Consider the following 20,064-nt stretch of genomic DNA (forward strand, 5'->3'; position numbering starts at 1 on the left):
ACAACTCAGGAGGTGCGGGATGCTCATCAGAATCGATGCCGAAAGCAATCGGCCGCTGTTCGAGCAGGTCGCATCCTCGGTGCGCGGTGACATCCTCGCCGGACGCATCGGCCCGGGGGACCGGCTGCCGACGGCGCGTGAGGTGGCCGATGCGCTCGAGATCAACCTGCACACGGTTCTCCGCGCCTACCAGCAGCTGCGTGACGAGGGTCTGATCGATCTGCGCCGTGGTCGCGGCGCGCTCGTCTCCGGTTCCGCCGCGCCCCTCGCCGATCTCGCAGGTGACGTCGCCGATCTCGTCCGCCGCGCTGCGTCCCTTGGGATCTCCTCCACAACTCTTGCCTCTCTCGTGAAGGACACCGCTCATGAAAGATGACGTTCGACGCTCCCGCACCGCATTTGCCTGGGTTGGTGTGATCGTCCCGTTGGTGATCATCCTCATCGCCACCGTCATCGTCGCGACATGGCTGCCGGAGCTGCCTGACCCGATCGCTACTCACTGGGGCTCCGAGGGCGTCGACGGCTACGGGCCGAAGTGGATGGCGATCGTGCTTCCGCTCGGTGTCGGTGGTGGCTTGGTGACGCTCATGACGCTGATCGGGGTCTCCGGGCACCGCATGCCGCAGAGCAGCACGAAGCCACAGGTGCAGCCGTGGGGGTCCACCTCGCGATTCCTCGGCGGAATGAACCTGGGGCTCGCTCTGCTCTTCGCGTTCATCTCACTTGTCACGACCGGTGTGCAACGCGGGATCCCCGATGCGGCACAGGCGCCTGACATCGCCGGCGCGGTCTGGATAGCGCTCGGACTGCTCGTCGTCGGTGCAGCGGTGGGGTGGTTCCTGCAGCCGCGCTCGCCCGAGCCCACCGGTGACGCGGGCGCGGCGGTAGAAGACATCGAGCTCGGTGAGAGCGAGCGTGCCGCGTGGTTCGGCACCGCGGCGATGGCGCGTCCCGGCATCATCGCCTTGATCGCGGCAGTCCTCCTGCTGATCATCACGACCGGATGGGTGTTCGTCGCCGATCCCGGCACGGGATGGATCATGGCCGCGGTCACGCTGTTGGTGGTCCTGCTGGTCGTCGTCACGCTCGTCTTCCGCGTCCGGGTGAACGCTGAGGGACTGCGAGTGCGCTCTATCGCAGGGTGGCCGCGGTGGAACATCCCCGCGGCAGACATCAGCGATGTGCGGGTCGTATCGGTCAATCCGATGGGAGAGTTCGGCGGGTGGGGTCTGCGCATCGCCGTCGACGGCCGGATGGGCATCGTGCTGCGCACCGGGGAGGCCCTCCAGGTCACTCGTCACAACGGTCGACGATTCGTCATCACCATCGACGATGCCGCCACCGCGGCATCCGTCCTCAACAGCGCTGCCAAGGGAGCCAAATCATGACCCGCATCCGCCCGTTCGCCACGATCTCGTTCATCGTTCTCGCCTGCGGGCTGGCCTGGCTCGTCGCTCTTCCGCTGTGGATGGATGGCGGGCTCGCGAATCCGCTCACGGGGATTCTGATCCCGATCATGATGTACACGCCAGCAGTCGCCGTGCTGATCGTCATGCTCGCTCTGCGTCCGGTGCCCAAGGGCGAGCGCCTGAGATTTCTGGGCATGTGGCCGCTGCGCCCGGCGAAGCGCGTCGTGTGGATGATGGTGCTCGGCCTCTTCGCTCCCATCGTGCTGTCGATGGCGACCGTGACCGTCGCGGCGCTGTGCGGATGGGTGCAGCTCGACCTGGTGCACTTCTCGGCGTTCGCCGAGCAGATCGAGGCGAGCCTTCCTGCCGGAGTTCCCGCACCGCCGGTCATCGTCGTGATCCTCTCGCAACTGGTGGCGATACCGTTCGCCGCCGCCACGATCAACGCGGCTCTCGCCTTCGGTGAAGAGCTCGGATGGCGTGGTTTCCTCGTTCCGGCGCTGCGCCCGTTGGGGACGTGGCCTGCGCTGCTGATCAGCGGTGCCGTGTGGGGACTGTGGCACTCGCCGGTCATCCTGCTCGGTTACAACTTCGGCCGCCTCGACATCACCGGTGTGCTGTTCATGACCGGCGGATGCGTCGCCTGGGGCGTGCTGCTCGGATGGCTGCGCCTGCGTTCGGCGTCAGTGTGGCCGGCGGTATTCGCACACGGCGCGATGAACGCTTCCGGTGGACTGATCGGGCTGCTGTACCTTTCCGGGACCACGTTCGATCCCGCACTGGCGGGCTTCCTCGGATTCTCCGGCTGGATCGTCTGCGCGATCGTGGCGGTTGTGCTGGTGCTGACCGGGCAGTTCCGTCGTCAGCCCGAGCTGGACGGTGCAGTGGGTCGCGTGCTCTCCGCACCGCGCGTCGGAGCGCAGCACACGGACGCTTGACGTGGCGAACGCCGCGGGGTTGGGTGGAGCCATGTCCGAATCGACTCCTGCGAACTGGCGCCGCACAGACGAGTTCCTCTCTGAGCTGCTCGTCGGCCACGACGCGGCGCTCGACGCCGCACTCGCTGCGCAGGAAGACGCCGGGATGCCGGCGATCGAGGTCGCACCAGTCAGCGGCAAGCTGCTCAGCCTGCTCGCCCGCATCAGTGGCGCCCGCCGCGTCCTCGAGATCGGCACGCTCGGTGGATACTCCACGATCTGGCTCGCGCGTGCTGTCGGCGACGACGGCCAGGTCGTCTCGATCGAAGCCGAGCCGGCGAATGCCGCAGTGGCGCGCGCGAGCATCGATGCAGCCGGGGTGGGGGATCGGGTCGCCGTCCGCATCGGGCGCGCGGCGGAAGTGCTGCCCACACTCGACGGCTCAGAGCCCTTCGATCTGGTCTTCATCGATGCGGATAAGCAATCGAACACGATCTACCTCGACTGGGCCGCTCGGCTCGGCAGGCCGGGCACCGTCGTCATACTCGACAACATCGGTCGAGACGGCGAGATCGTCAATGATGCGAGCGCGGATCCGATGGTGATCGGCACGCGTGACGCATTGCGGATGCTGGCGGAGGACCCGCGCTTCGACGCGACGGCTCTCCAGACAGTGGGAATCAAAGGCTGGGACGGCTTCGCGCTCGCCCTCGTGATCTGAACATGTGGCGGGTGAGCACCGCCAGCTAGACTGACCACGGATCGACGACGCTCCACACCCACCTTTCTCTCTGATCAAGGAGCACATACGTGGCACTCATCGAGGCTGTAGGCGCACGCGAGATTCTGGATTCCCGTGGCAACCCGACCGTCGAGGTGGAGGTGCTCCTCGACGATGGAATCGTCCAGCGGGCAGCTGTTCCCTCCGGCGCATCCACTGGCGCGTTCGAGGCGTACGAGCTCCGCGACGGTGACAAGTCCCGCTATGGCGGCAAGGGCGTCCTCAAGGCTGTTGAAGCGATCATCGACGAGCTCGGCCCTGCGATCGAGGGTGTCGAGGCGAGCGAGCAGCGCATCGTCGACGAGATCCTGAACGAGACCGACGGCACCGAGAACAAGAAGCGCACGGGCGCCAACGCGATCCTCGGTGTGAGCCTCGCAGTCGCCAAGGCCGCGGCGGACAGCGCAGACCTGCCGCTGTACCGCTACCTCGGCGGACCCAACGCGCACGTTCTGCCCGTTCCGCTGTTCAACGTCATCAACGGTGGCGAGCACGCCGACAACGGCATCGACATGCAGGAGTTCTTCCTCGCGCCCATCGGTGCAGAGACCTACTCGGAGTCGCTGCGCTGGGGCGTCGAGACCTACCACGTGCTCCGCGGCGAGCTGAAGGCCGCCGGCTACGCCACGGGCCTCGGCGACGAGGGCGGCTTCGCCCCCGACCTGCCCAGCAACCGCGAGGGGCTCGAGTTCCTCGTCAAGGCGATCGAGAAGGCCGGTTTCACCCCGGGCAAGGACATCGCCCTCGGCCTCGACGTCGCCGCAACCGAGTTCTTCAACGACGGCGTCTACCGCCTCGACAACAAGGACTGGTCAGGACCCGAGCTCATCGAGTACTACGAGGGCCTGGTCAACGATTTCCCGATCGTCACGATCGAGGACGCACTGGCCGAGGACGACTGGGACAACTGGAAGCTGCTCACCGATGCGCTCGGCTCGAAGGTGCAGCTCGTCGGCGACGACCTGTTCGTCACGAACCCGCAGCGCCTGGCAGACGGCATCAAGCGCGGTGTCGCCAACTCGCTCCTGGTGAAGGTCAACCAGATCGGCACCCTCACCGAGACGTTCGACGCTGTCAGTCTCGCTCAGCGCTCCGGATACACCGCGATGCTCTCGCACCGCTCGGGTGAGACCGAAGACACCACGATCGCCGACCTCGCCGTCGCGACGAACGCCGGCCAGATCAAGACGGGTGCACCGGCGCGCAGCGAGCGCGTTGCGAAGTACAACCAGCTGCTGCGCATCGAAGAAGACCTCGCGGACGCCGCGGTCTTCGCCGGTCGCTCGGCGTTCCCGCGTTTCCAGGCCTGAGCGCGTAAAGCGATCGACTGAACGCAACACAGCACACAGCTGAGAGATGACAGAGAGGGGAGTCATGACGAAACGTCCGGCTCCCCTTTCTGCTCCCTCGGCACAGGGCGCCCCTCGTGCGCAGGCTCGTCCACGCGCGCAGAGTCCTCAGGTCGACGTACGGGAGTGGGCCTCCGGCATCCGTCTTTCGGGATTCATGGTCATCATGCTCTCGCTGGTCGTCCTCGGCGCGTGGGTGCTCGTGCCCACGCTCGGCACCTACATCGACCAGCGTCAGAAGATCGCGGCGTTGGAGGCTTCAGTGCAGGTGAGCGCCGCGGAGATCAAGGCGCTCGAACAGCAGCAGACGCGCTGGGAAGACCCAGCCTTCATCACCACACAGGCGCGTGAGCGTCTGTACTACGTCAAGCCCGGCGAGGTCGTCTACCTCGTCGACAACGACCTCGATCCCGCCTCTCTCCCACAGGAGCAAGCGCCCGTCAGCGGCGATCTTGTGGAGACGCCGGCCGATTGGATGCCGCAACTGCTGCGGACCGTCGCCGGGGCAGGTCTGGCGCAGAACGCAGCGCCCGGCCCCGGGGAGTGATTTCGGGAGATTCCACAGGCGAGACCCGTAGGCTGATGAGGTGACGACACCGCCATTCGCCCCGCCCACCTCCGCCGAAATCGACGTGGTCTCCGCACAGCTCGGCCGCCAGGCGCGCGGCGTCGTCGGTATCGCCGCACGCTGTGTCTGCGGCAACCCGACGGTGGTTGCCACAAACCCTCGTCTGGACGACGGCTCTCCGTTCCCGACGTTCTACTACCTCACTCATCCCGCCGCAACCGCGGCCATGTCGACGCTCGAGGCGAATCAGCTGATGCCTGAGCTCGCAGCCACGCTCGAGGATGAAATTGTCGCCGCAGCCTACCTGGCAGCACACGAGGCGTTTCTCGCGGACCGCGCCCAGTTCGGTGACGTCGAGGAGATCGCGGGCATCTCCGCCGGGGGCATGCCCACCCGCGTGAAGTGCCTGCATGCGCTGGCCGGTCACGCTCTCGCGGCAGGTCCCGGGGTGAACCCGATCGGCGACGCTGCGCTCGAGCGCTCGAGCTGGTCACCGCAGCGCTGCCAGTGCGAAGACCCCGGAGCTGCGACGCGATGAAGCTGAAGACGATGCTGCGGGGAGCTGTCGCTGTCGCGGCGGTTGCAGCATCCGTCTTGCTCGTCGGCGCGACCGCCACCCCGACACCCACGCCCACCCCGACTCCGGTGCCGGTGCCGATTCCGGACAATCCGGCTGATCCGGTTCGCGCGCTCGAGTACTGGCTCGACAGTTCGCAGATCCGCGAGGCGTGGCAGACGACACGTGGCGAGGGCGCGACGATCGCCATCATCGACACCGGAATCGGCAAGGCTCCCGCAGCCTTCGAAAACGCCGTGGCAGCTGGCACCGATGTCTCCGGCAGTGGCACCCCAGATGGCCGCTCTCCTGTCGGCGCAGTCGACGGTGATCACGGTTCGTGGGTCGCCTCTCTCGCGGCCGCGCGGGGCAAGAGCGACGGCACCGGAATGATCGGCGTCGCGCCCGAAGCCAAGCTGCTCTCGGTATCGATCGGCTTCGGCGCCGCCGCGGCAGTGCCGTTCGTCGATCAAGTGTCCGAGGGCATCCGCTGGGCCGTCGATCATGGCGCCGACATCATCAACATGTCCTTCACGACCAACACTCTCGACTGGGACAAGAGCTGGGACGAGGCGTTCCTGTACGCCTATGAGCATGACGTCGTCGTCATCGTCGCCGCGGGAAACCGGGGCAGTGGCACTTCAGTCGTCGGCGCGCCGGCGACGATCCCAGGGGTGCTCACCGTCGGCGGCGTCAACCAGGCAGGAACAGCGAGCGTCGAGGCCTCCACGCAGGGCATCACGATCGGAATCTCGGCCCCCAGCGAGGGGCTTCTCGGTATCTCGGCCGACGGTCAGCTGAGTGCATGGCGCGGCACGAGCGGTGCGGCGCCGATTGTGGCGGGAGTGGCGGCGCTCGTGCGCTCGGCTCATCCCGACCTGGATGCGGCGAATGTCATCAACCGCATCATCCGCACCGCGACTCCGGTTCCAGGAGTGACCGCAGTCCCCGACAAGCTCTACGGCTACGGTCTGCTGAACGCGGCAGCTGCGGTCTCAGCATCCGTTCCCCATGTCGATGAGAATCCGATGGGCGACCTGGCCGAATGGGTGCGGCTGTACCGTCGTGCTGACGCGGCGCCCGCGCCGGAGCCCGAGTTCACACCGATCGAGGTCGCGCCACTTCCCGCCGCAGATGCGCCGACCACTCCCGGTTCTCCGCTGCTTCCCAGCGCAGAATCGCTACGCTTCGGGACGCTCCCGCTCATAGCACTCACAGTCCCTGGTATTCTTGTTGGGCTAGGCGTCACCGCAGCGGCCCGGCGCATCCGATCGGCGCGCAAGCAACGCACGCCAGCAGCCTGACGAGGAGTTGTCCTTCTGTGCCTGAGAACAGAACTGTGCCCAAGATTCTGATCGTCGGTGGTGGCTACGCGGGCTTCTACACTGCGTGGAAGCTCGAGAAGCACCTCCGCAAGGGCGAAGCCGAAGTGACGATGGTCGACCCATTGCCCTACATGGCATACCTGCCCTTCCTTCCGGAGGTCGCTGCCGGATCGATCGAACCACGTCACGCCGTGGTCTCGACCCGCCGCCACCTGAAGCGCACCAACGTGGTCGCCGCGAAGGTGACCAAGATCGATCACGCGAACAAGGTCGCCACGATCACCCCCGCAGAGGGTGAGTCCTACGAGTACGCGTACGACCAGATCGTCGTCACTGCCGGTTCCGTCTCGCGCACCTTCCCGATCCCGGGCATCGCTGACAACGCGATCGGCATGAAGTCGATCGAAGAGGCAGTTTGGGTCCGCGACAAGCTCCTGTCGAACTTCGACAAGGCCGCAGCACTTCCGGCCGGACCTGAGCGCGAGCGTCTGCTCACCGTCGTCGTCGTCGGCGGTGGCTTCGCAGGCATCGAGACCTTCGCCGAGCTGCGCTCCTTTGCTTCTGCACTGCTCAAGCGCTACCCGGAGCTCACGTTCGAAGAGACGCACTTCCACCTCGTCGAGGCCATGGGACGCATCATGCCCGAGGTTTCGCTGAAGACCAGCGAGTGGGTGCTCAAGGATCTCGCCAAGCGCGGCGCGAACGTTCACCTCGACACTCAGGTCACCGGCGCTGTCGGCGGTAACGTCGAGCTGTCGACGGGTGAGGTCATCCCCAGCGACATCATCGTCTGGACCGCAGGCGTCATGGCCAACCCGCAGGTCGTCCGCGCGGGCGACCTCCCCACCGAAGAGCGCGGTCGTATTCGCGCCGAGGCGACGCTGCGCGTCATCGACGCTGATGCAAACGTCGTCGAGGGTGCCTGGACCGCAGGTGACGTCTCGGCTGTTCCCGACCTCACCGGTGGTGGCGTCGGCGGTTTCTGCGTTCCGAACGCACAGCACGCGGTTCGCCAGGCCAAGCGCCTTGCCAAGAACCTCGTCGCGGTGCTGCGCGGCGAAGAGCCCGTGAACTACGTGCACAAGAACCTCGGGGCGGTTGCAGGCCTCGGCCTGGGCACCGGCGTCTTCCAGTCCGGAAAGTTCGCCCTCAAGGGCTTCCTCGCCTGGGTCGCGCACCGCGGCTACCACGGTCTGGCTATGCCGACGTGGGAGCGCAAGTGGCGTGTGCTGTGGGGCTGGTGGAACAACCTGTGGCTCGACCGCGACATCGTGAACCTCGAGAAGGTCCAGCAGCCGCACGCGTTCTTCCAGGAGTTCGCCGCACGTCCGCGCCCGGCGGCGGATGCTGCCCCGGCTAAGCCTGTGGCCGAGAAGCCTGCGGCCGAGAAGCCGGCTACCAAGAAGGCCCCGGCGGCCAAGAAGGCTCCTGCGAAGAAGGCTCCGGCTAAGCAGGCCGCGTCGTAATCACGATCTGACCGCGCATGCGGGATGCATTTCGTTGCTTGTGGGACTCCACAAGCAACGAAAAGCATCCCGCATGTTTCGTATGGCGATGCGCGCGGTGGTGCCCCCACTGGGACTCGAACCCAGACTGAAGCGATTTTAAGTCGCCTTCCTCTGCCATTGGGATATGGGGGCCTGACACTCTCAGCCTAGCCGTGCGTGCCCGCGCATCGAGGCATAAGGTGGGGGAGTGATCGACCTCACCGCGCCTCCGACGTCCTCTGCCGATCGCGCGTGGGAGCAGCCCGCGTACTGGTGGCCGCGGCTGACAGAGGCCACCGCTCATCTTCCTGCCCCCGTGGGGATCATCGATCTCGATGCCCTGCGCCACAACGCCATGGATCTCCTGGTGCGCGCGGGCGGAATCCCGATCCGTGTCGCCTCGAAGTCGGTGCGGGTGCGCGCGGTGCTCGATGCGGTGCTGCAGATCCCCGGGTATCACGGCATCCTGTCGTACGCCCTCGCCGAAGCGCTCTGGCTCTCTGAGACCTATGACGACATTGTGCTCGGATACCCCACCGTCGACCGCGCGAGTCTCGAGCGGCTTGTGCACGATGAACAGGCGGCCTCCCGCATCACCCTGATGGTCGACGACGTGGCGCACCTCGATTTCATCGACAGCATCGCCGCGCCGGGCGAGCGCGAGATGATCCGCGTTGCGATCGATGCGGATGCTTCGTGGCGTTCCGCAGCTCTCGGGCACATCGGTGTGCGTCGCTCTCCGCTGTTCACCGCCGGCGATATCGCCCGCTTCGCCCGTGTCGTCACGAGCCGCCCGGGATTCCGACTCGTGGGCCTGCAGATGTATGAGGCGCAGATCGCCGGCCAAGGAGACAACGGCTCGGATGCTCCGGTGATCCGCGCTATGCAAGCGCGCTCCCGCGCCGAATTGCGCACACGTCGGGCCGAGATCGCCGATGTCCTCACCGACATCGCCTCGCTGGAGTTCCTCAACGGCGGCGGCACCGGTTCTCTGGAATTCACAGCGAGCGATGAATCCGTCACAGAGGCCTCGGCGGGCAGCGGTCTGCTCGGGGGACACCTGTTCGACGGATACCGGTCGTTCCGCCCCGCGCCGGCCAGTGCGTTCGCCTTCGACGTGGTCCGCCGTCCCGCGAGCGACATCGCGACGGTGCTCGGCGGTGGCTGGATCGCGTCCGGCCCGCCGGTGGCATCTCGCCAGCCGAAGGCCGTATGGCCTGAGGGGCTGCGCACGATGCCGCGCGAGGCGGCCGGTGAGGTGCAGACCCCGCTTCAGGGGCGTGCTGCTGCTGGTCTCGCCATCGGAGACCGCGTCTGGTTCCGACACTCGAAGAGCGGCGAACCCGCTGAGCACATCGATGCATACCACCTCGTCTCCGGCACCCAGATCATCGATGAGCTCCCCACTTATCGCGGCGAGGGAAAGGCGTTCCTGTGACTCGACCCGGCGGCACCTGGCAGAACTGGGGGCGCTCGGCCAAGGTGAGACCGGCACGGGTTGAGCGCCCGCGCAGCCCAGAAGGCGTTCAGCGGGCGGTGGTCGCGGCCGCTTCTCACGGTCTTCCGATCAAGGCCGTCGGCGCCGGGCACAGCTTCACCGGAATCGCAGTCGCGCCCGGCGTTCTGCTCGAACTCGATGACATGCAGGGGGTCGTATCGGTCGACGCCGAGCGCGCACGCGTGACGCTGCTCGCCGGAACGCGGCTGCATCGCATTCCACGTCTTCTGGCGCACTACGGGCTCGCGATGCAGAACCTCGGCGACATCGATCGGCAATCCATCTCGGGCGCGATCTCCACCGGCACGCATGGCACGGGAGCCGGATTCGGTGGATTAGCGACGCAGGTCGTCGGTGTGACTCTGATCACCGCGGCGGGTGAGTTTCTCCGTGTGAACGAAGAAGAGAACGCCGAACTGCTGCCTGCCGTGGCTCTGGGGCTCGGGGCGCTGGGCATCCTGGTCGACGTCACGCTGCAGTGCGTGCCCGCCTTCATCCTGCACGCGATCGATGAGCCGACGCCGCTCGATGAGGTGCTCGAGACGCTTGACGAGCGCGTCGCAGCATCCGATCATTTCGAGTTCTATTGGTTCCCGCATACGGATGTCGCACTCACGAAGCGTCAGACCCGTCTGCCGGAATCGACACCGCGACGGCCATTGCCGAAGGTCGGCAGGTGGATCGACGAGACACTCCTCTCCAACGGCGTCTACCGCGTCGTGTGCGCCACGGGTCAAGTCGTGCCAGCGATCACCCCGCCGTTCAACCGGCTCGCGGTGAAGCTCACCGGTGACCGTGAGTACACCGACCGCTCGCACACCGTGCTGACCCAGAGTCGCACTGTGCGGTTCCGTGAGATGGAGTACGCCCTGCCCGCCGAGAACGTGGTTCCCGCGTTCCACGCGATCCAGCAGCTCATTCGCGAACGCGGATGGAAGATCGAGTTCCCGGTCGAAGTGCGTTTTGCGGCATCCGACGATCTCTGGCTCTCCACCGCGCACGGGCGAGCCAGTGGGTACATCGCGGTGCACCGATACTGGCGTGCCGCTCCGACCGCATATTTCGAAGCAGTCGAGAGCATCTGCCTCGAGCACGGTGGGCGCCCGCACTGGGGAAAGCTGCACACGCTCACCGCCGATCAGCTGCGGGAGCGCTACCCGAGGTTCGATGATTTTCTCGCCCTTCGCGACAAGATGGACCCCGAGAGGCGCTTCGCCAACCGCCACCTCGATCGAGTGCTCGGCGCGTAAAGACCGCGGCCAGACGCCCAGTGCGCTTGCAGACAGCGTCGATAGTATGAATGAAAATACGCTTCAAGGGGGTTGCCTGAGATGGAATGGCTCATTCCGGTTCTGATCGTCGTCGCGGTGCTCGTGCTGATCGGCATCTACCTGTGGGCGACGTACAACTCCCTTGTGCAGCTCAACGTCCGTGTTGATGAAGCGTGGAGCGGAATCACCGTTCAGCTCAAGCGGCGCGCGGATCTCATCCCCAATCTCATCGAGACGGTGAAGGGCTACGCCGCGCACGAGAAGGCCGTATTCGAGAATGTCACTCGTGCCAGGGCCGAGACGCTCTCTGCCACCAGCCCGGGCGAAGCAGGCATCGCCGAGGGGCACCTGCAGCAGGCGCTGAAGAGCCTGTTCGCGGTCGCAGAGGCCTATCCGCAGCTGCAGGCGAGTCAGAACTTCCTCCAGGTGCAGCACGCGCTGGTCGACACCGAAGACAAGATCCAGGCCGCTCGCCGCTTCTACAACGGCGGCGTGCGCGAGCTGAACACGAAGATCAAGGTCTTCCCGAACAACCTCTTCGCCCGCGGCCTCGGCTTCACTGAACGTGAGTTCTTCGAGGTGGCTGACAGCGCTGCGATCTCCGAGCCGCCGCGCGTGCAGTTCTGAGCGACCAGACGCCTATTCGCGCTCGTGCGCGTGTCGTAGCACCCGCCCGTGCGTGACCACGAGCGCGCCCGCCACGGTCTCGGCAGCGTCACCCCAGCCTGAGACTGAGATGTTCTCCAGACCCTGCCAGGATGCCGCCAGCGCAAGCTCCTGCGCGATCCTCTCGGCGTCTTCGGCGCGTGATTGCGGCTCCCACCAGGCCGACTGCACCTGAAGAGTCGACGAGGCCCGATCGGCTTTGAGATCGATGCGCGCCACGATGCGGTCGTCGACGAGCACGGGCAGCGAGTAGTAACCGTAACGGCGCTTGGCGGCCGGTACGTAGATCTCGATCCGGTAGTCGAGCTCGAAGGCGCGCAGCGCGCGTTCTCTGAACCACACCACGGGGTCGAACGGCGTGAGGATGGCCGCGGCATCCACACGGCGGGGGAGCACCGCATCACGGTGCAGCCACGCCTCGACAGGCCGGCCTGCGCGCTCCCATCCCCGTACCTCGATAGGGCGCAGTTCGCCGCCGTCGACGAGTTCGTCGATCGAGGATCGCACCGCCGCGCGGTCGCGGATCCGGTAGTAGTCGGCAAGATCTGCCGCCGTTGCGACGCCGTGCGACCGGGCGGCACAGCCCACGAGCTCACGGATCGCCTCTTGGCGCGGCACGTCGCGCTCGCGCACTTCGGAGGGGATCACCTGCTCTGCGAGGGCATAGACCCGCTCAAACCCTCGGCGACCGCTGATCGCCACGTCACCGGTGCGCCACAGGTGCTCGAGCGCGAGCTTGACTTCGTCCCAGTCCCACCAGGTGCCGCGCTCTCGCGGCGCATCGGCGCGCAGCTCGGCGGGTCGCAGCGGTCCGCGGGCACGCAGCTCGTCCTGCACCCACGCGAGGGTGCGGACATTCTGACTCGTCCACGAGTCGGGGGAGTCCCACCGCCGACGGAAGTCCTCCATGCGGAATCGCCACAGCGCCCAATCGTCGACGGGGATGAAGGTCGCCTCGTGCGCGAGGTACTCCACGTAGTGCGTTGTGCGCGACATGAAGACGCGGTCGAGCACCGCGGGGTCGTAGGAGCCGAGGCGCGAGAACAGCGGCAGGTAGTGGCTGCGGGCGAAGACGTTGACCGAATCGATCTGCAGCACGCCCAGGCGCTCCATCGTGCGGTGCATATGACGCGCTGACACGGTGGCCTCTGGGCGACGACGGGTGAAGCCTTGCGCGGCGAGAGCGATACGTCGCGCCTGCGAAGCACTGAGATTCTCCGGCATCCGGTCAGCGTATCGTCCGTCTCAGACATCGACGGCGACGTCACAGCAGACATGATGCCGCAACTAGACTTGCCGCATGACGGATGAGCAGCGCCCTCGCAAGCGTGATCTTCTGTGGGGTCGTATGCCCACCGATCGAACGATCTCGACCGAGGCTGACAACAGTGTGCCATTCTCGTTGCGCGTGGGCGCGAGCTACGCCTGGCGGCTGCTGCTCATCGCTGCGGCTGCGGGTGTGATCATCTGGCTCGTCATTCTGCTCAAGCTCCTGGTCATCCCGCTGCTGGTGGGCATCCTCATCACGGCGCTGCTCTGGCCGGCATTCGGTTGGATGCTGCGCCACCGGGTGCCGCGCTGGCTCGCGATCATCGTCTCGCTCCTGGGCACGATCGCGATCGTGGTCGGCTTGATGTGGCTGGTCGGCTGGCAGGTCTCTCAAGAGTGGCCCGAGGTTCAAGCACGGACCGTGACCGCCGTCGAGGGGCTGCGCGCCTACCTCATCGACGGACCGCTCCATCTGACCGATTCGCAGATCCAGGACTACCTCGACCAGGGCTTCGAGCTGCTCCAGCAGCAGGCACAGCTCCTGTGGTCAGGGGCCCTGGCGATCGGCACGACGGCGGGGCACGTCGTCATCGGCGCGCTGCTGACGTTGTTCATCCTGATCTGCCTGCTCGCCGATGGCGGCGGGATCTGGCGCTGGACGACCAAACTCTTCCCCAAGGACGCTCGCCTGGCAGTCGATGCTTCCGCCCGCAGCGGATGGCGCACCGTCGTCAACTACGCCAAGACTCAGCTGCTCGTGGCGACGATCGACTCGATCGGCATCGGCCTCGGCGCGTTCCTGCTCGGTGTTCCGCTGCCCATTCCGGTGGCTGTGCTGGTGTTCCTCGGTGCGTTCGTCCCCATCGTGGGTGCTGTCACGACCGGCACCGTCGCCGTCTTCCTCGCACTGGTCTACAACGACCCGTGGAACGCGCTGTGGATGCTGATCGTGGTGATCGGCGTTCAGCAGATCGAGGGACATATTCTGCAGCCGATCCTCATGGGATCGGCAGTCAAGGTTCACCCGCTGGCTGTGGTGCTCGTGGTGGCCGGAGGATCGATGATCGCCGGCATCCCGGGTGCGCTCTTCGCCGTGCCGCTGGCCGCGTTCGTGAACGTGGTCGCGGTCAGCCTCAGCAGTGGTTCGTGGAAGACCGGTGCCAGACCGCCCGGTGATCTGATCTGGAGTACAGTGCCGCGCGAGCGGAGAAAGAGGAGCACATGAGCACAGTCCCCACCCTGGCCGAGTTCGAAGAAGCCGCACGGGGGCTGGAGCGCGTGATTTCGCACACTCCGACATTGCCTTCCCGGGCGCTCTCCGACGTCCTCGGCTCGCCTGTCGTGCTGAAGATGGAGAACCTTCAGCGCACCGGTTCGTTCAAGATCCGTGGTGCCGGGTACCGGCTCTCGCAGCTCACCCCCGAAGAGCGCTCGCACGGTGTGGTGGCGGCATCGGCCGGAAACCACGCGCAGGGTGTGGCGCTGGCGGCACAGGAACTGGGGATTCCTGCGACGGTCTTCATGCCGCTGGGCGTTCCCGTTCCCAAGCTCCTCGCCACGCGCGGTTATGGTGCAGAGGTCGTGCTCGAGGGCGAGACCGTGTCCACGGCGCTGCGGCTCGCCGCCGAGTACGCCGAGCGCACCGGTGCGATCATGATCCACCCCTACGACCACCGCGACATCGTGATCGGTCAGGGAACCCTCGGTCTGGAACTGATCGAGGATGCTCCCGACATCGACACGATCATCATGGGCATCGGCGGCGGCGGACTCATCGCCGGAGTGGCTGCGGCGGCCAAGGCAGCGGCAGCCAAGCTCGGGCGAACGATCCGCGTGATCGGTGTGCAGGCCGAGAGCGCCGCAGCCGTGCCGCCTTCTCTTGCCGCCGGACACCCCGTCGAGATCGAAACGCGTCCGACGATCGCCGACGGCATCCTCGTCGCAAAGCCGGGCGCTGTGCCGTTCGAGATCATCAAGGACCTTGTCGATGAGGTCGTCACGGTGACCGACGACGACATCGCGCGGGCGATCCTCATCCTGCTCGAACAGGCGAAGGTCGTGGCCGAGCCCGCGGGGGCGGTGGCCGTCGCCGCGATCCTCGCCGGCAAGATCGCTGACACGGGCAACACGATGGCAGTGCTCACGGGTGGCAACATCGACCCGCTGCTGCTTCAGCGCGTGGTCGCTCATGGCCTGGCAGCATCCGGCCGTTATCTCACGATCCGCATTCCGCTGCCTGACCGCCCAGGGCAGCTCGCGCGCGTCTCCGAGCTCGTCGCCGAAGCCGGTGCGAACGTCATGGAGGTCATGCACACGCGGCACGGGCAGGGCTTGCAGATCAGCCAGGTCAGCCTGCAGCTGAGCATCGAGACCCGCGGCGCAGAGCACACCGAGCTGACGCTCGACACTCTCCGTCGTGCCGGTTACGACCCGGTCGTCGTGCCTGACTAGCCTTTCGTTCCCACAAACCGGCAAAACCACGCCGAGACCACGTCGTTGCGACGCGGTCTCGGCGTGGTTTTGCAGGTTTAGGTTTAGGGGTGAACTCAGCCCGAGAAGGTCTCCACACCGGTGACCTCGACCGAGATCGACTTGCCGCTGGGCGCTTCGTAAGAGGTCTTCTCGCCGATCTTGAGGCCGAGGATGGCCTGTCCGAGCGGGCTCGCCTCGCTATAGACGTCGAGGTCGGTGTCGCCGGCGATCTCGCGGCTGCCGAGAAGGAAGACTTCTTCGCCACCCGCGACGAGAGCGGTGACGACAGTGCCGGGCTCGACAACACCACGGCTGGCCGGCGCGACGCCGACCTTCGCGGTCTTCAGCAGCTGCTCGAGGGTGCGGATGCGCGCTTCCTGCTTGCCCTGCTCGTCTTTGGCAGCGTGGTAGCCGCCGTTCTCCTTGAGGTCGCCCTCTTCACGTGCCGCTTCAATGCGCTTGGCGATCTCATCGCGACCGATGGTGGAGAGGTGCTCGAGCTCGGCGACGAGTCGATCGTAGGCCTCTTGCGTGAGGAAAGGTACCTGAGCGTCTGTAGACACAGCGTGCTCCTTTGTCGAACGCCCTTCAGGGCGGTTTCTGAACGCCCATGTGGGGCTGAGGGGATATGCCAAGACGCCCCGGCGGATGGGCCAGGGCGTCGTCTCGAGAGAATTCTATGCGACCCAGCAGGCGTTCACCAAACCTGTGGTGGCCTCTGAAACAGTGGGAACGGTCGTAGTGAACTGCTGGATATGGCTCTCCAGCTTCGGGATCTCGACGATCTTCCAGCCGACGACGCCAAACTCCTCATCCAGCGCTTCGACCGCGCAGGCGACCTCTTTGCCGTGCGCATTGGAGATCTGGAATCGCACCGTCACCTCGTGCGAATCGACGACCTCGAAGCCGAGATCGTCGGAGGTGACGGAGTTCGCGGACTGCGAGATCGTCATCCACGCGGCGATCGCGACGACGATGACAGCGGCGATGATCGTGAGCAGCCAGGGCAGGCGCCGACGACGGGTGCGTCCGTATCGCTGGTCGAGATCTTCGGCGGTCGTCACGCAGGTCGCCTTTCGGTCGTTAGGCTTGTAGTTCCAGGTTACGCGACCTGTGATCGAGAGGCGGACACATGATGGGGCTCTTCGGAACGGCACTGGCCGCAACGGTGTTCGCAGGAACAGTGTTCTCAGACACCGACACCCCGATGCCCACCCCGTCGATGACGGTCGACCCGAACTCCGTCACCCCCGGCCCCGCCGGTTTCGCCGTGATCGTCATCATCGTCGTCGCCCTGGCGCTCCTGATCTGGGATATGAATCGTCGTGTGCGCCGAGTGCGCTATCGCGATGAGGTTCGCGAGGAACTCGACGCCGAACAGGCAGCCGCGAAGACGGATGCTGAGAAGACGGATGCTGCGCAGACAGACGCAGGGCAGGCGGATGCTGCGCCCTCGAGCGCTCCGGATGCTGACGACGAACACCCTCCAGCAGACAACGCGCGCTGATCGCGGGCCGGGTGCGTGCGGCGTCAGTGCATCGTCATGCCGCCGGTGACGTTCAGCCCCTGACCGGTCATGTAGCTTGCGAGATCACTCGCGAGGAAGAGCGCCACACCGGCGACATCCTCCGGCGTCCCGGTGCGACCGAGCGGCACCTGTGAGCGGTCTTCCGCCGCGACCTCTTCCGCAGTCATCCCGCGGATTGCCCCGCCCTCGATGCGCTCACGGTGCTTCATGGGCGTCTCGATGATTCCGGGGCAGATCGCGTTCACGGTGACGCCGTGCGGCGCGAGCTCCACCGCCATCGTCTTGGTCACCCCGAGCACCGCGTGCTTCGATGCCACGTACGCGGTCATCCCGCGGTAGCCGTTCTTCGCGGCCTGAGAGGCGATGAAGATGATGCGGCCGGTGCGCCCAGCATCCACCAGCCGTCGCGCGACCCCGCGCGCGACGAGAAAGGACCCCTTCGCGTTCACGTCGAGGTTTCGGTCCCAGTCGCTGCTGGTCGTCTCGGTCGCGAAGCCCATCGTGGAGGTCCCGGCTGCGGTGACGACGACGTCGACGATGCCGACGGTTTCAGCGACAGCATCCAGAACCTGCTCGACGGCGTCCTCATCGCCGACATCCAGGCGCACGGTCCATTCGTCGTCGCGCCCCGGGTGCAGGCCTTCGGGCAGGCTCAGATCGGCGCTGACGACGGTCGCACCCTCGGCGAGGAAGGCATCTGCGGTGCTGGCGCCGATGCCGCTGGCACCTCCGGTGACGAGAACGACGCGATCGCGCAGCTCGTTGAACATCACACGCCCACGCGCGTGAACGCGTCGAGGCTGATTCCCTGCTCGAGGATGTGCTTTGACCACTCGCGAGCACTGTGCAGGCTGTGGTCGCGGTAATTTCCGCAACTGATCGCATCGACGCCGGGAACGTCATCCCAGGTGATGTCCTCGGCGATCGCTGTGAGCCCGACCCGGATCGCCGCGACGACCGCGGCGACGCTCGGTTCACCCCACACGATGAGGTGGAAACCGGTGCGGCAGCCGAACGGTGAGATGTCGATGACGCCCTCGAGGTGATCGCGGATCAGGCTGGCGAGCACATGCTCGATCGTGTGCAGACCTGCCGTGGGGATCTCGCCCTCGTTCGGCTGGACGAATCGCACATCGAAGTTCGAGATCGCATCGCCCTTAGGGCCGTGCTCGGTCTGGATGAGCCGCACGTACGGGGCGCGGACAGCGGTGTGATCGAGGGTGAAGCTCTCGACATCGGCCATGGTGTTCTCCTTGAGAGGTCAGCCCGGCAGCCCGAGCGAGGGGGAATACGGTGCGATTGAGATGAGCAGGCAGGCGGTCCAGTGGCACAGGAACGCCAGCACCGTGCACAGGTGGAAGAGCTCGTGGAACCCGAAGTGACCTGGCCACAGGTTCGGCTTCTTCATCGCGTACGCGATGGCGCCCAGTGTGTACAGGACCCCACCCACGCACACCAGGACCATCATGGCGACGTTGGCGTTCAGCAGGTCGCCCATGTACATGACGGCAGCCCACCCGAGAGCCAAATAGAGGGCGACGTACAGCCAGCGCGGCGCATTTATCCAGAACACCCGGAAGAGGATGCCGAGTATCGCCCCGGCCCACACGACGCACAGCAGCAGGATGCCCTTCTCGGGGATGAGCGCGTTCACTGCCAGTGGCGTGTAGGTTCCGGCGATCAGCAGCAGGATGTTCGCGTGATCGATGCGCTTGAGGAGCAGCTTCGTCTTCGGTTTCCAGTCGATGCGATGGTACAGAGCGGAGTTCCCGAACAGCAGCAGCGAGCTCGCCATGAAGACGGCGGCTGCCCACTTCGCGGGGGCGCCATCCGCGAGAACGATGAGCACGATGCCCGCAACGATCGCCACGGGGAAGGTTCCGGCGTGCAGCCAGCCCCGCCAGGTCGGTTTGATCTCGATCTCGGCGTCATCGGCTGCGGCTTCGACGAGAGGCAGCTCAGGAACGGGAACGGAGCCGGAATCGGGTGTACTCACGTTCTCACTCTAAGTCGCAGCCGATGCCATGAACTGCACATATCCTTGATCCTCGGCCGCATCACATGAGTCGGCGCCGATGGCGCGGTAGCGTAGGCACGTGAATGCACGTACGAGCGAAGGCCGGGGTCCGCTGTACCGGCTGTACAGCAACCGGCTCCGCAGGCAGCTCGATCCGGCATCCGTTCCGCACCATGTCGCGATGATGATCGATGGCAATCGGCGGTGGGCGCGACAACTCGGATTCGACTCCGCCGCTGATGGGCACCGTGCGGGAGCTGCGAAGATGCGCGAGTTCCTCGGCTGGTGCGATGAGATCGGCGTGCGTGTCGTGTCTTTGTACCTGCTCTCCAGCGACAACCTGAGAAAACGCGACTCGAAAGAGATCGAGGATCTCATCGAGATCATCGCCGAGCTCGCAGAAAGTCTGTCGCAGGAGCCGGACTGGCGAGTGAAGCACGTCGGCCGATCAGACATTCTGCCCACCGAGCTCGCCCGCGTCCTCGCCGACGCAGAGGCGCGTACGAACGGGCACCCCGGTCTCCATGTGAACCTCGCCGTCGGGTACGGCGGACGCAACGAGATCGTGGATGCTGTGCGGTCGATCATCGGGGAGCACGAGGCATCCGGGGGGACTCTCGAGGACCTCGCCGCGCACCTGACTCCGGAGATGATCGGGGAGCACCTCTATACGGGCGGGCAGCCCGATCCCGACCTCGTCATCCGCACGAGCGGCGAGCAGCGGCTCAGCGACTTCCTGCTGTGGCAGAGCGCGCACAGCGAGTTCTACTTCGTCGAGGCGCTCGGCCCCGATCTGCGCGAGGTCGACTTCCTGCGCGCCATCAGAGACTTCACGGACCGGGATCGCCGCTTCGGTCGGTGAGCGCACGGTCGTTAACCCAACGTTAATCGCGCTGCGTGCGTGTCCTCCGGTGTGTCGCGCGACTGCAGTCGTACCTTCGAGGCATCGGA

At 66.0% G+C, this 20,064-nt stretch carries 22 protein-coding genes and 1 tRNA gene; 16 read left to right on the forward strand and 7 right to left on the reverse strand.

Features of this window, described 5'->3' with window-relative positions; translation table 11 throughout:
- Positions 1-19 precede the first annotated feature (19 nt).
- From ACN0RC_RS00860 to ACN0RC_RS00900, 9 genes are all read left to right on the forward strand, one after another.
- A complete protein-coding gene (locus tag ACN0RC_RS00860) occupies positions 20-376 on the forward strand; it encodes a GntR family transcriptional regulator (RefSeq protein WP_417508171.1) in 357 nt (118 codons plus the stop codon).
- Positions 366-1,388 carry a DUF1648 domain-containing protein gene (locus tag ACN0RC_RS00865; protein WP_417508172.1) on the forward strand — a complete coding sequence of 341 codons (1,023 nt, stop codon included), beginning with the start codon at positions 366-368 and terminating at the stop codon, positions 1,386-1,388. Before ACN0RC_RS00860 ends, ACN0RC_RS00865 begins: the two co-directional genes overlap by 11 nt.
- The gene (locus tag ACN0RC_RS00870; RefSeq protein WP_417508173.1) at positions 1,385-2,347 is read left to right on the forward strand and encodes a CPBP family intramembrane glutamic endopeptidase; all 963 of its coding nucleotides are present in this window, start codon (positions 1,385-1,387) and stop codon (positions 2,345-2,347) included. The genes ACN0RC_RS00865 and ACN0RC_RS00870 overlap by 4 nt, the downstream gene beginning before the upstream one ends.
- Before the next feature lie 31 nt (positions 2,348-2,378).
- Complete coding sequence (locus ACN0RC_RS00875) at positions 2,379-3,047, forward strand: O-methyltransferase (RefSeq protein WP_417508174.1); 669 nt, start codon at positions 2,379-2,381, stop codon at positions 3,045-3,047.
- A gap of 89 nt (positions 3,048-3,136) precedes the next feature.
- A complete protein-coding gene (gene eno / locus ACN0RC_RS00880; protein ID WP_417508175.1) occupies positions 3,137-4,417 on the forward strand; it encodes a phosphopyruvate hydratase in 1,281 nt (426 codons plus the stop codon).
- Positions 4,418-4,481: 64 nt separating this feature from the next.
- Positions 4,482-5,003, forward strand: a complete 522-nt coding sequence (locus ACN0RC_RS00885; protein ID WP_417508176.1) for an FtsB family cell division protein — start codon at positions 4,482-4,484, stop codon at positions 5,001-5,003.
- 40 nt (positions 5,004-5,043) lie between these two features.
- On the forward strand, positions 5,044-5,562 hold the full coding sequence (locus ACN0RC_RS00890) for a DUF501 domain-containing protein (protein WP_417508177.1): 519 nt from the start codon (positions 5,044-5,046) through the stop codon (positions 5,560-5,562).
- Positions 5,559-6,884 (forward strand): S8 family peptidase, encoded by a 1,326-nt coding sequence (locus tag ACN0RC_RS00895; protein WP_417508178.1) that lies wholly within the window; start codon positions 5,559-5,561, stop codon positions 6,882-6,884. The genes ACN0RC_RS00890 and ACN0RC_RS00895 overlap by 4 nt, the downstream gene beginning before the upstream one ends.
- A 35-nt stretch (positions 6,885-6,919) precedes the next feature.
- Complete coding sequence (locus ACN0RC_RS00900; protein ID WP_417508179.1) at positions 6,920-8,371, forward strand: NAD(P)/FAD-dependent oxidoreductase; 1,452 nt, start codon at positions 6,920-6,922, stop codon at positions 8,369-8,371.
- A gap of 98 nt (positions 8,372-8,469) precedes the next feature.
- Here the strand turns inward: ACN0RC_RS00900 and ACN0RC_RS00905 are convergent.
- Positions 8,470-8,545, reverse strand: a tRNA-Leu gene (locus tag ACN0RC_RS00905).
- A 58-nt stretch (positions 8,546-8,603) separates the two neighbouring features.
- Between ACN0RC_RS00905 and ACN0RC_RS00910 the strand changes: the two genes are divergently transcribed.
- The 3 genes from ACN0RC_RS00910 (at position 8,604) to ACN0RC_RS00920 (ending at position 11,788) form a co-directional block, all read left to right on the forward strand.
- The gene (locus tag ACN0RC_RS00910; RefSeq protein ID WP_417508574.1) at positions 8,604-9,830 is read left to right on the forward strand and encodes an amino acid deaminase/aldolase; all 1,227 of its coding nucleotides are present in this window, start codon (positions 8,604-8,606) and stop codon (positions 9,828-9,830) included.
- Positions 9,827-11,140, forward strand: a complete 1,314-nt coding sequence (locus tag ACN0RC_RS00915) for a D-arabinono-1,4-lactone oxidase (protein ID WP_417508180.1) — start codon at positions 9,827-9,829, stop codon at positions 11,138-11,140. Before ACN0RC_RS00910 ends, ACN0RC_RS00915 begins: the two co-directional genes overlap by 4 nt.
- A gap of 81 nt (positions 11,141-11,221) precedes the next feature.
- On the forward strand, positions 11,222-11,788 hold the full coding sequence (locus ACN0RC_RS00920) for a LemA family protein (RefSeq protein ID WP_417508576.1): 567 nt from the start codon (positions 11,222-11,224) through the stop codon (positions 11,786-11,788).
- 12 nt (positions 11,789-11,800) lie between these two features.
- On the opposite strand, the gene ACN0RC_RS00925 is transcribed toward ACN0RC_RS00920, so the two are convergent.
- Positions 11,801-13,051, reverse strand: coding sequence for a winged helix-turn-helix domain-containing protein (locus tag ACN0RC_RS00925; RefSeq protein WP_417508181.1), 1,251 nt, complete (start codon positions 13,049-13,051; stop codon positions 11,801-11,803).
- A 76-nt stretch (positions 13,052-13,127) separates the two neighbouring features.
- Here ACN0RC_RS00925 and ACN0RC_RS00930 point away from each other — a divergent pair, with 76 nt between their 5' ends.
- Both ACN0RC_RS00930 and ilvA read left to right on the forward strand, forming a co-directional pair.
- On the forward strand, positions 13,128-14,321 hold the full coding sequence (locus ACN0RC_RS00930; RefSeq protein WP_417508182.1) for an AI-2E family transporter: 1,194 nt from the start codon (positions 13,128-13,130) through the stop codon (positions 14,319-14,321).
- Complete coding sequence (gene ilvA, locus ACN0RC_RS00935; protein ID WP_417508183.1) at positions 14,318-15,547, forward strand: threonine ammonia-lyase; 1,230 nt, start codon at positions 14,318-14,320, stop codon at positions 15,545-15,547. Before ACN0RC_RS00930 ends, ilvA begins: the two co-directional genes overlap by 4 nt.
- Before the next feature lie 95 nt (positions 15,548-15,642).
- On the opposite strand, the gene greA is transcribed toward ilvA, so the two are convergent.
- Together greA and ACN0RC_RS00945 are read right to left on the reverse strand one after the other, a co-directional pair.
- Complete coding sequence (greA, locus tag ACN0RC_RS00940; RefSeq protein WP_417508184.1) at positions 15,643-16,131, reverse strand: transcription elongation factor GreA; 489 nt, start codon at positions 16,129-16,131, stop codon at positions 15,643-15,645.
- A gap of 114 nt (positions 16,132-16,245) precedes the next feature.
- The gene (locus ACN0RC_RS00945; protein ID WP_417508185.1) at positions 16,246-16,632 is read right to left on the reverse strand and encodes a DUF4307 domain-containing protein; all 387 of its coding nucleotides are present in this window, start codon (positions 16,630-16,632) and stop codon (positions 16,246-16,248) included.
- Positions 16,633-16,700: 68 nt separating this feature from the next.
- Between ACN0RC_RS00945 and ACN0RC_RS00950 the strand changes: the two genes are divergently transcribed.
- Positions 16,701-17,075: a hypothetical protein gene (locus ACN0RC_RS00950; RefSeq protein ID WP_417508186.1), complete on the forward strand. Its 375-nt coding sequence runs from the start codon at positions 16,701-16,703 to the stop codon at positions 17,073-17,075.
- A 23-nt stretch (positions 17,076-17,098) separates the two neighbouring features.
- On the opposite strand, the gene ACN0RC_RS00955 is transcribed toward ACN0RC_RS00950, so the two are convergent.
- From ACN0RC_RS00955 to trhA, 3 genes are read right to left on the reverse strand one after another with little or no spacing between them, the layout of a single operon-like run.
- On the reverse strand, positions 17,099-17,866 hold the full coding sequence (locus ACN0RC_RS00955) for an SDR family NAD(P)-dependent oxidoreductase (protein WP_417508578.1): 768 nt from the start codon (positions 17,864-17,866) through the stop codon (positions 17,099-17,101).
- Positions 17,866-18,339 (reverse strand): S-ribosylhomocysteine lyase, encoded by a 474-nt coding sequence (locus tag ACN0RC_RS00960; RefSeq protein WP_417508187.1) that lies wholly within the window; start codon positions 18,337-18,339, stop codon positions 17,866-17,868. Before ACN0RC_RS00960 ends, ACN0RC_RS00955 begins: the two co-directional genes overlap by 1 nt.
- A gap of 18 nt (positions 18,340-18,357) precedes the next feature.
- Positions 18,358-19,092 carry a PAQR family membrane homeostasis protein TrhA gene (gene trhA, locus ACN0RC_RS00965; RefSeq protein WP_417508188.1) on the reverse strand — a complete coding sequence of 245 codons (735 nt, stop codon included), beginning with the start codon at positions 19,090-19,092 and terminating at the stop codon, positions 18,358-18,360.
- 100 nt (positions 19,093-19,192) lie between these two features.
- Here trhA and ACN0RC_RS00970 point away from each other — a divergent pair, with 100 nt between their 5' ends.
- Positions 19,193-19,975, forward strand: coding sequence for an isoprenyl transferase (locus tag ACN0RC_RS00970; protein ID WP_417508189.1), 783 nt, complete (start codon positions 19,193-19,195; stop codon positions 19,973-19,975).
- Positions 19,976-20,064: the final 89 nt, after the last annotated feature.

The sequence above is a fragment of the Microbacterium sp. genome (assembly GCF_048259935.1).
In the GTDB taxonomy this organism is placed as follows: domain Bacteria; phylum Actinomycetota; class Actinomycetes; order Actinomycetales; family Microbacteriaceae; genus Microbacterium.

Coding starts and splice junctions, on each gene's coding strand:
- ACN0RC_RS00860 (WP_417508171.1), top strand. CDS start 20: ATGCTCATCAGAATCGATGCCGAAAGCAATCGGCCGCTGTTCGAGCAG.
- ACN0RC_RS00865 (WP_417508172.1), top strand. CDS start 366: ATGAAAGATGACGTTCGACGCTCCCGCACCGCATTTGCCTGGGTTGGT.
- ACN0RC_RS00870 (WP_417508173.1), top strand. CDS start 1,385: ATGACCCGCATCCGCCCGTTCGCCACGATCTCGTTCATCGTTCTCGCC.
- ACN0RC_RS00875 (WP_417508174.1), top strand. CDS start 2,379: ATGTCCGAATCGACTCCTGCGAACTGGCGCCGCACAGACGAGTTCCTC.
- ACN0RC_RS00885 (WP_417508176.1), top strand. CDS start 4,482: ATGACGAAACGTCCGGCTCCCCTTTCTGCTCCCTCGGCACAGGGCGCC.
- ACN0RC_RS00895 (WP_417508178.1), top strand. CDS start 5,559: ATGAAGCTGAAGACGATGCTGCGGGGAGCTGTCGCTGTCGCGGCGGTT.
- ACN0RC_RS00920 (WP_417508576.1), top strand. CDS start 11,222: ATGGAATGGCTCATTCCGGTTCTGATCGTCGTCGCGGTGCTCGTGCTG.
- ACN0RC_RS00925 (WP_417508181.1), bottom strand. CDS start 13,051: ATGCCGGAGAATCTCAGTGCTTCGCAGGCGCGACGTATCGCTCTCGCC.
- ACN0RC_RS00930 (WP_417508182.1), top strand. CDS start 13,128: ATGACGGATGAGCAGCGCCCTCGCAAGCGTGATCTTCTGTGGGGTCGT.
- ilvA (WP_417508183.1), top strand. CDS start 14,318: ATGAGCACAGTCCCCACCCTGGCCGAGTTCGAAGAAGCCGCACGGGGG.
- ACN0RC_RS00950 (WP_417508186.1), top strand. CDS start 16,701: ATGATGGGGCTCTTCGGAACGGCACTGGCCGCAACGGTGTTCGCAGGA.
- ACN0RC_RS00955 (WP_417508578.1), bottom strand. CDS start 17,866: ATGTTCAACGAGCTGCGCGATCGCGTCGTTCTCGTCACCGGAGGTGCC.
- ACN0RC_RS00960 (WP_417508187.1), bottom strand. CDS start 18,339: ATGGCCGATGTCGAGAGCTTCACCCTCGATCACACCGCTGTCCGCGCC.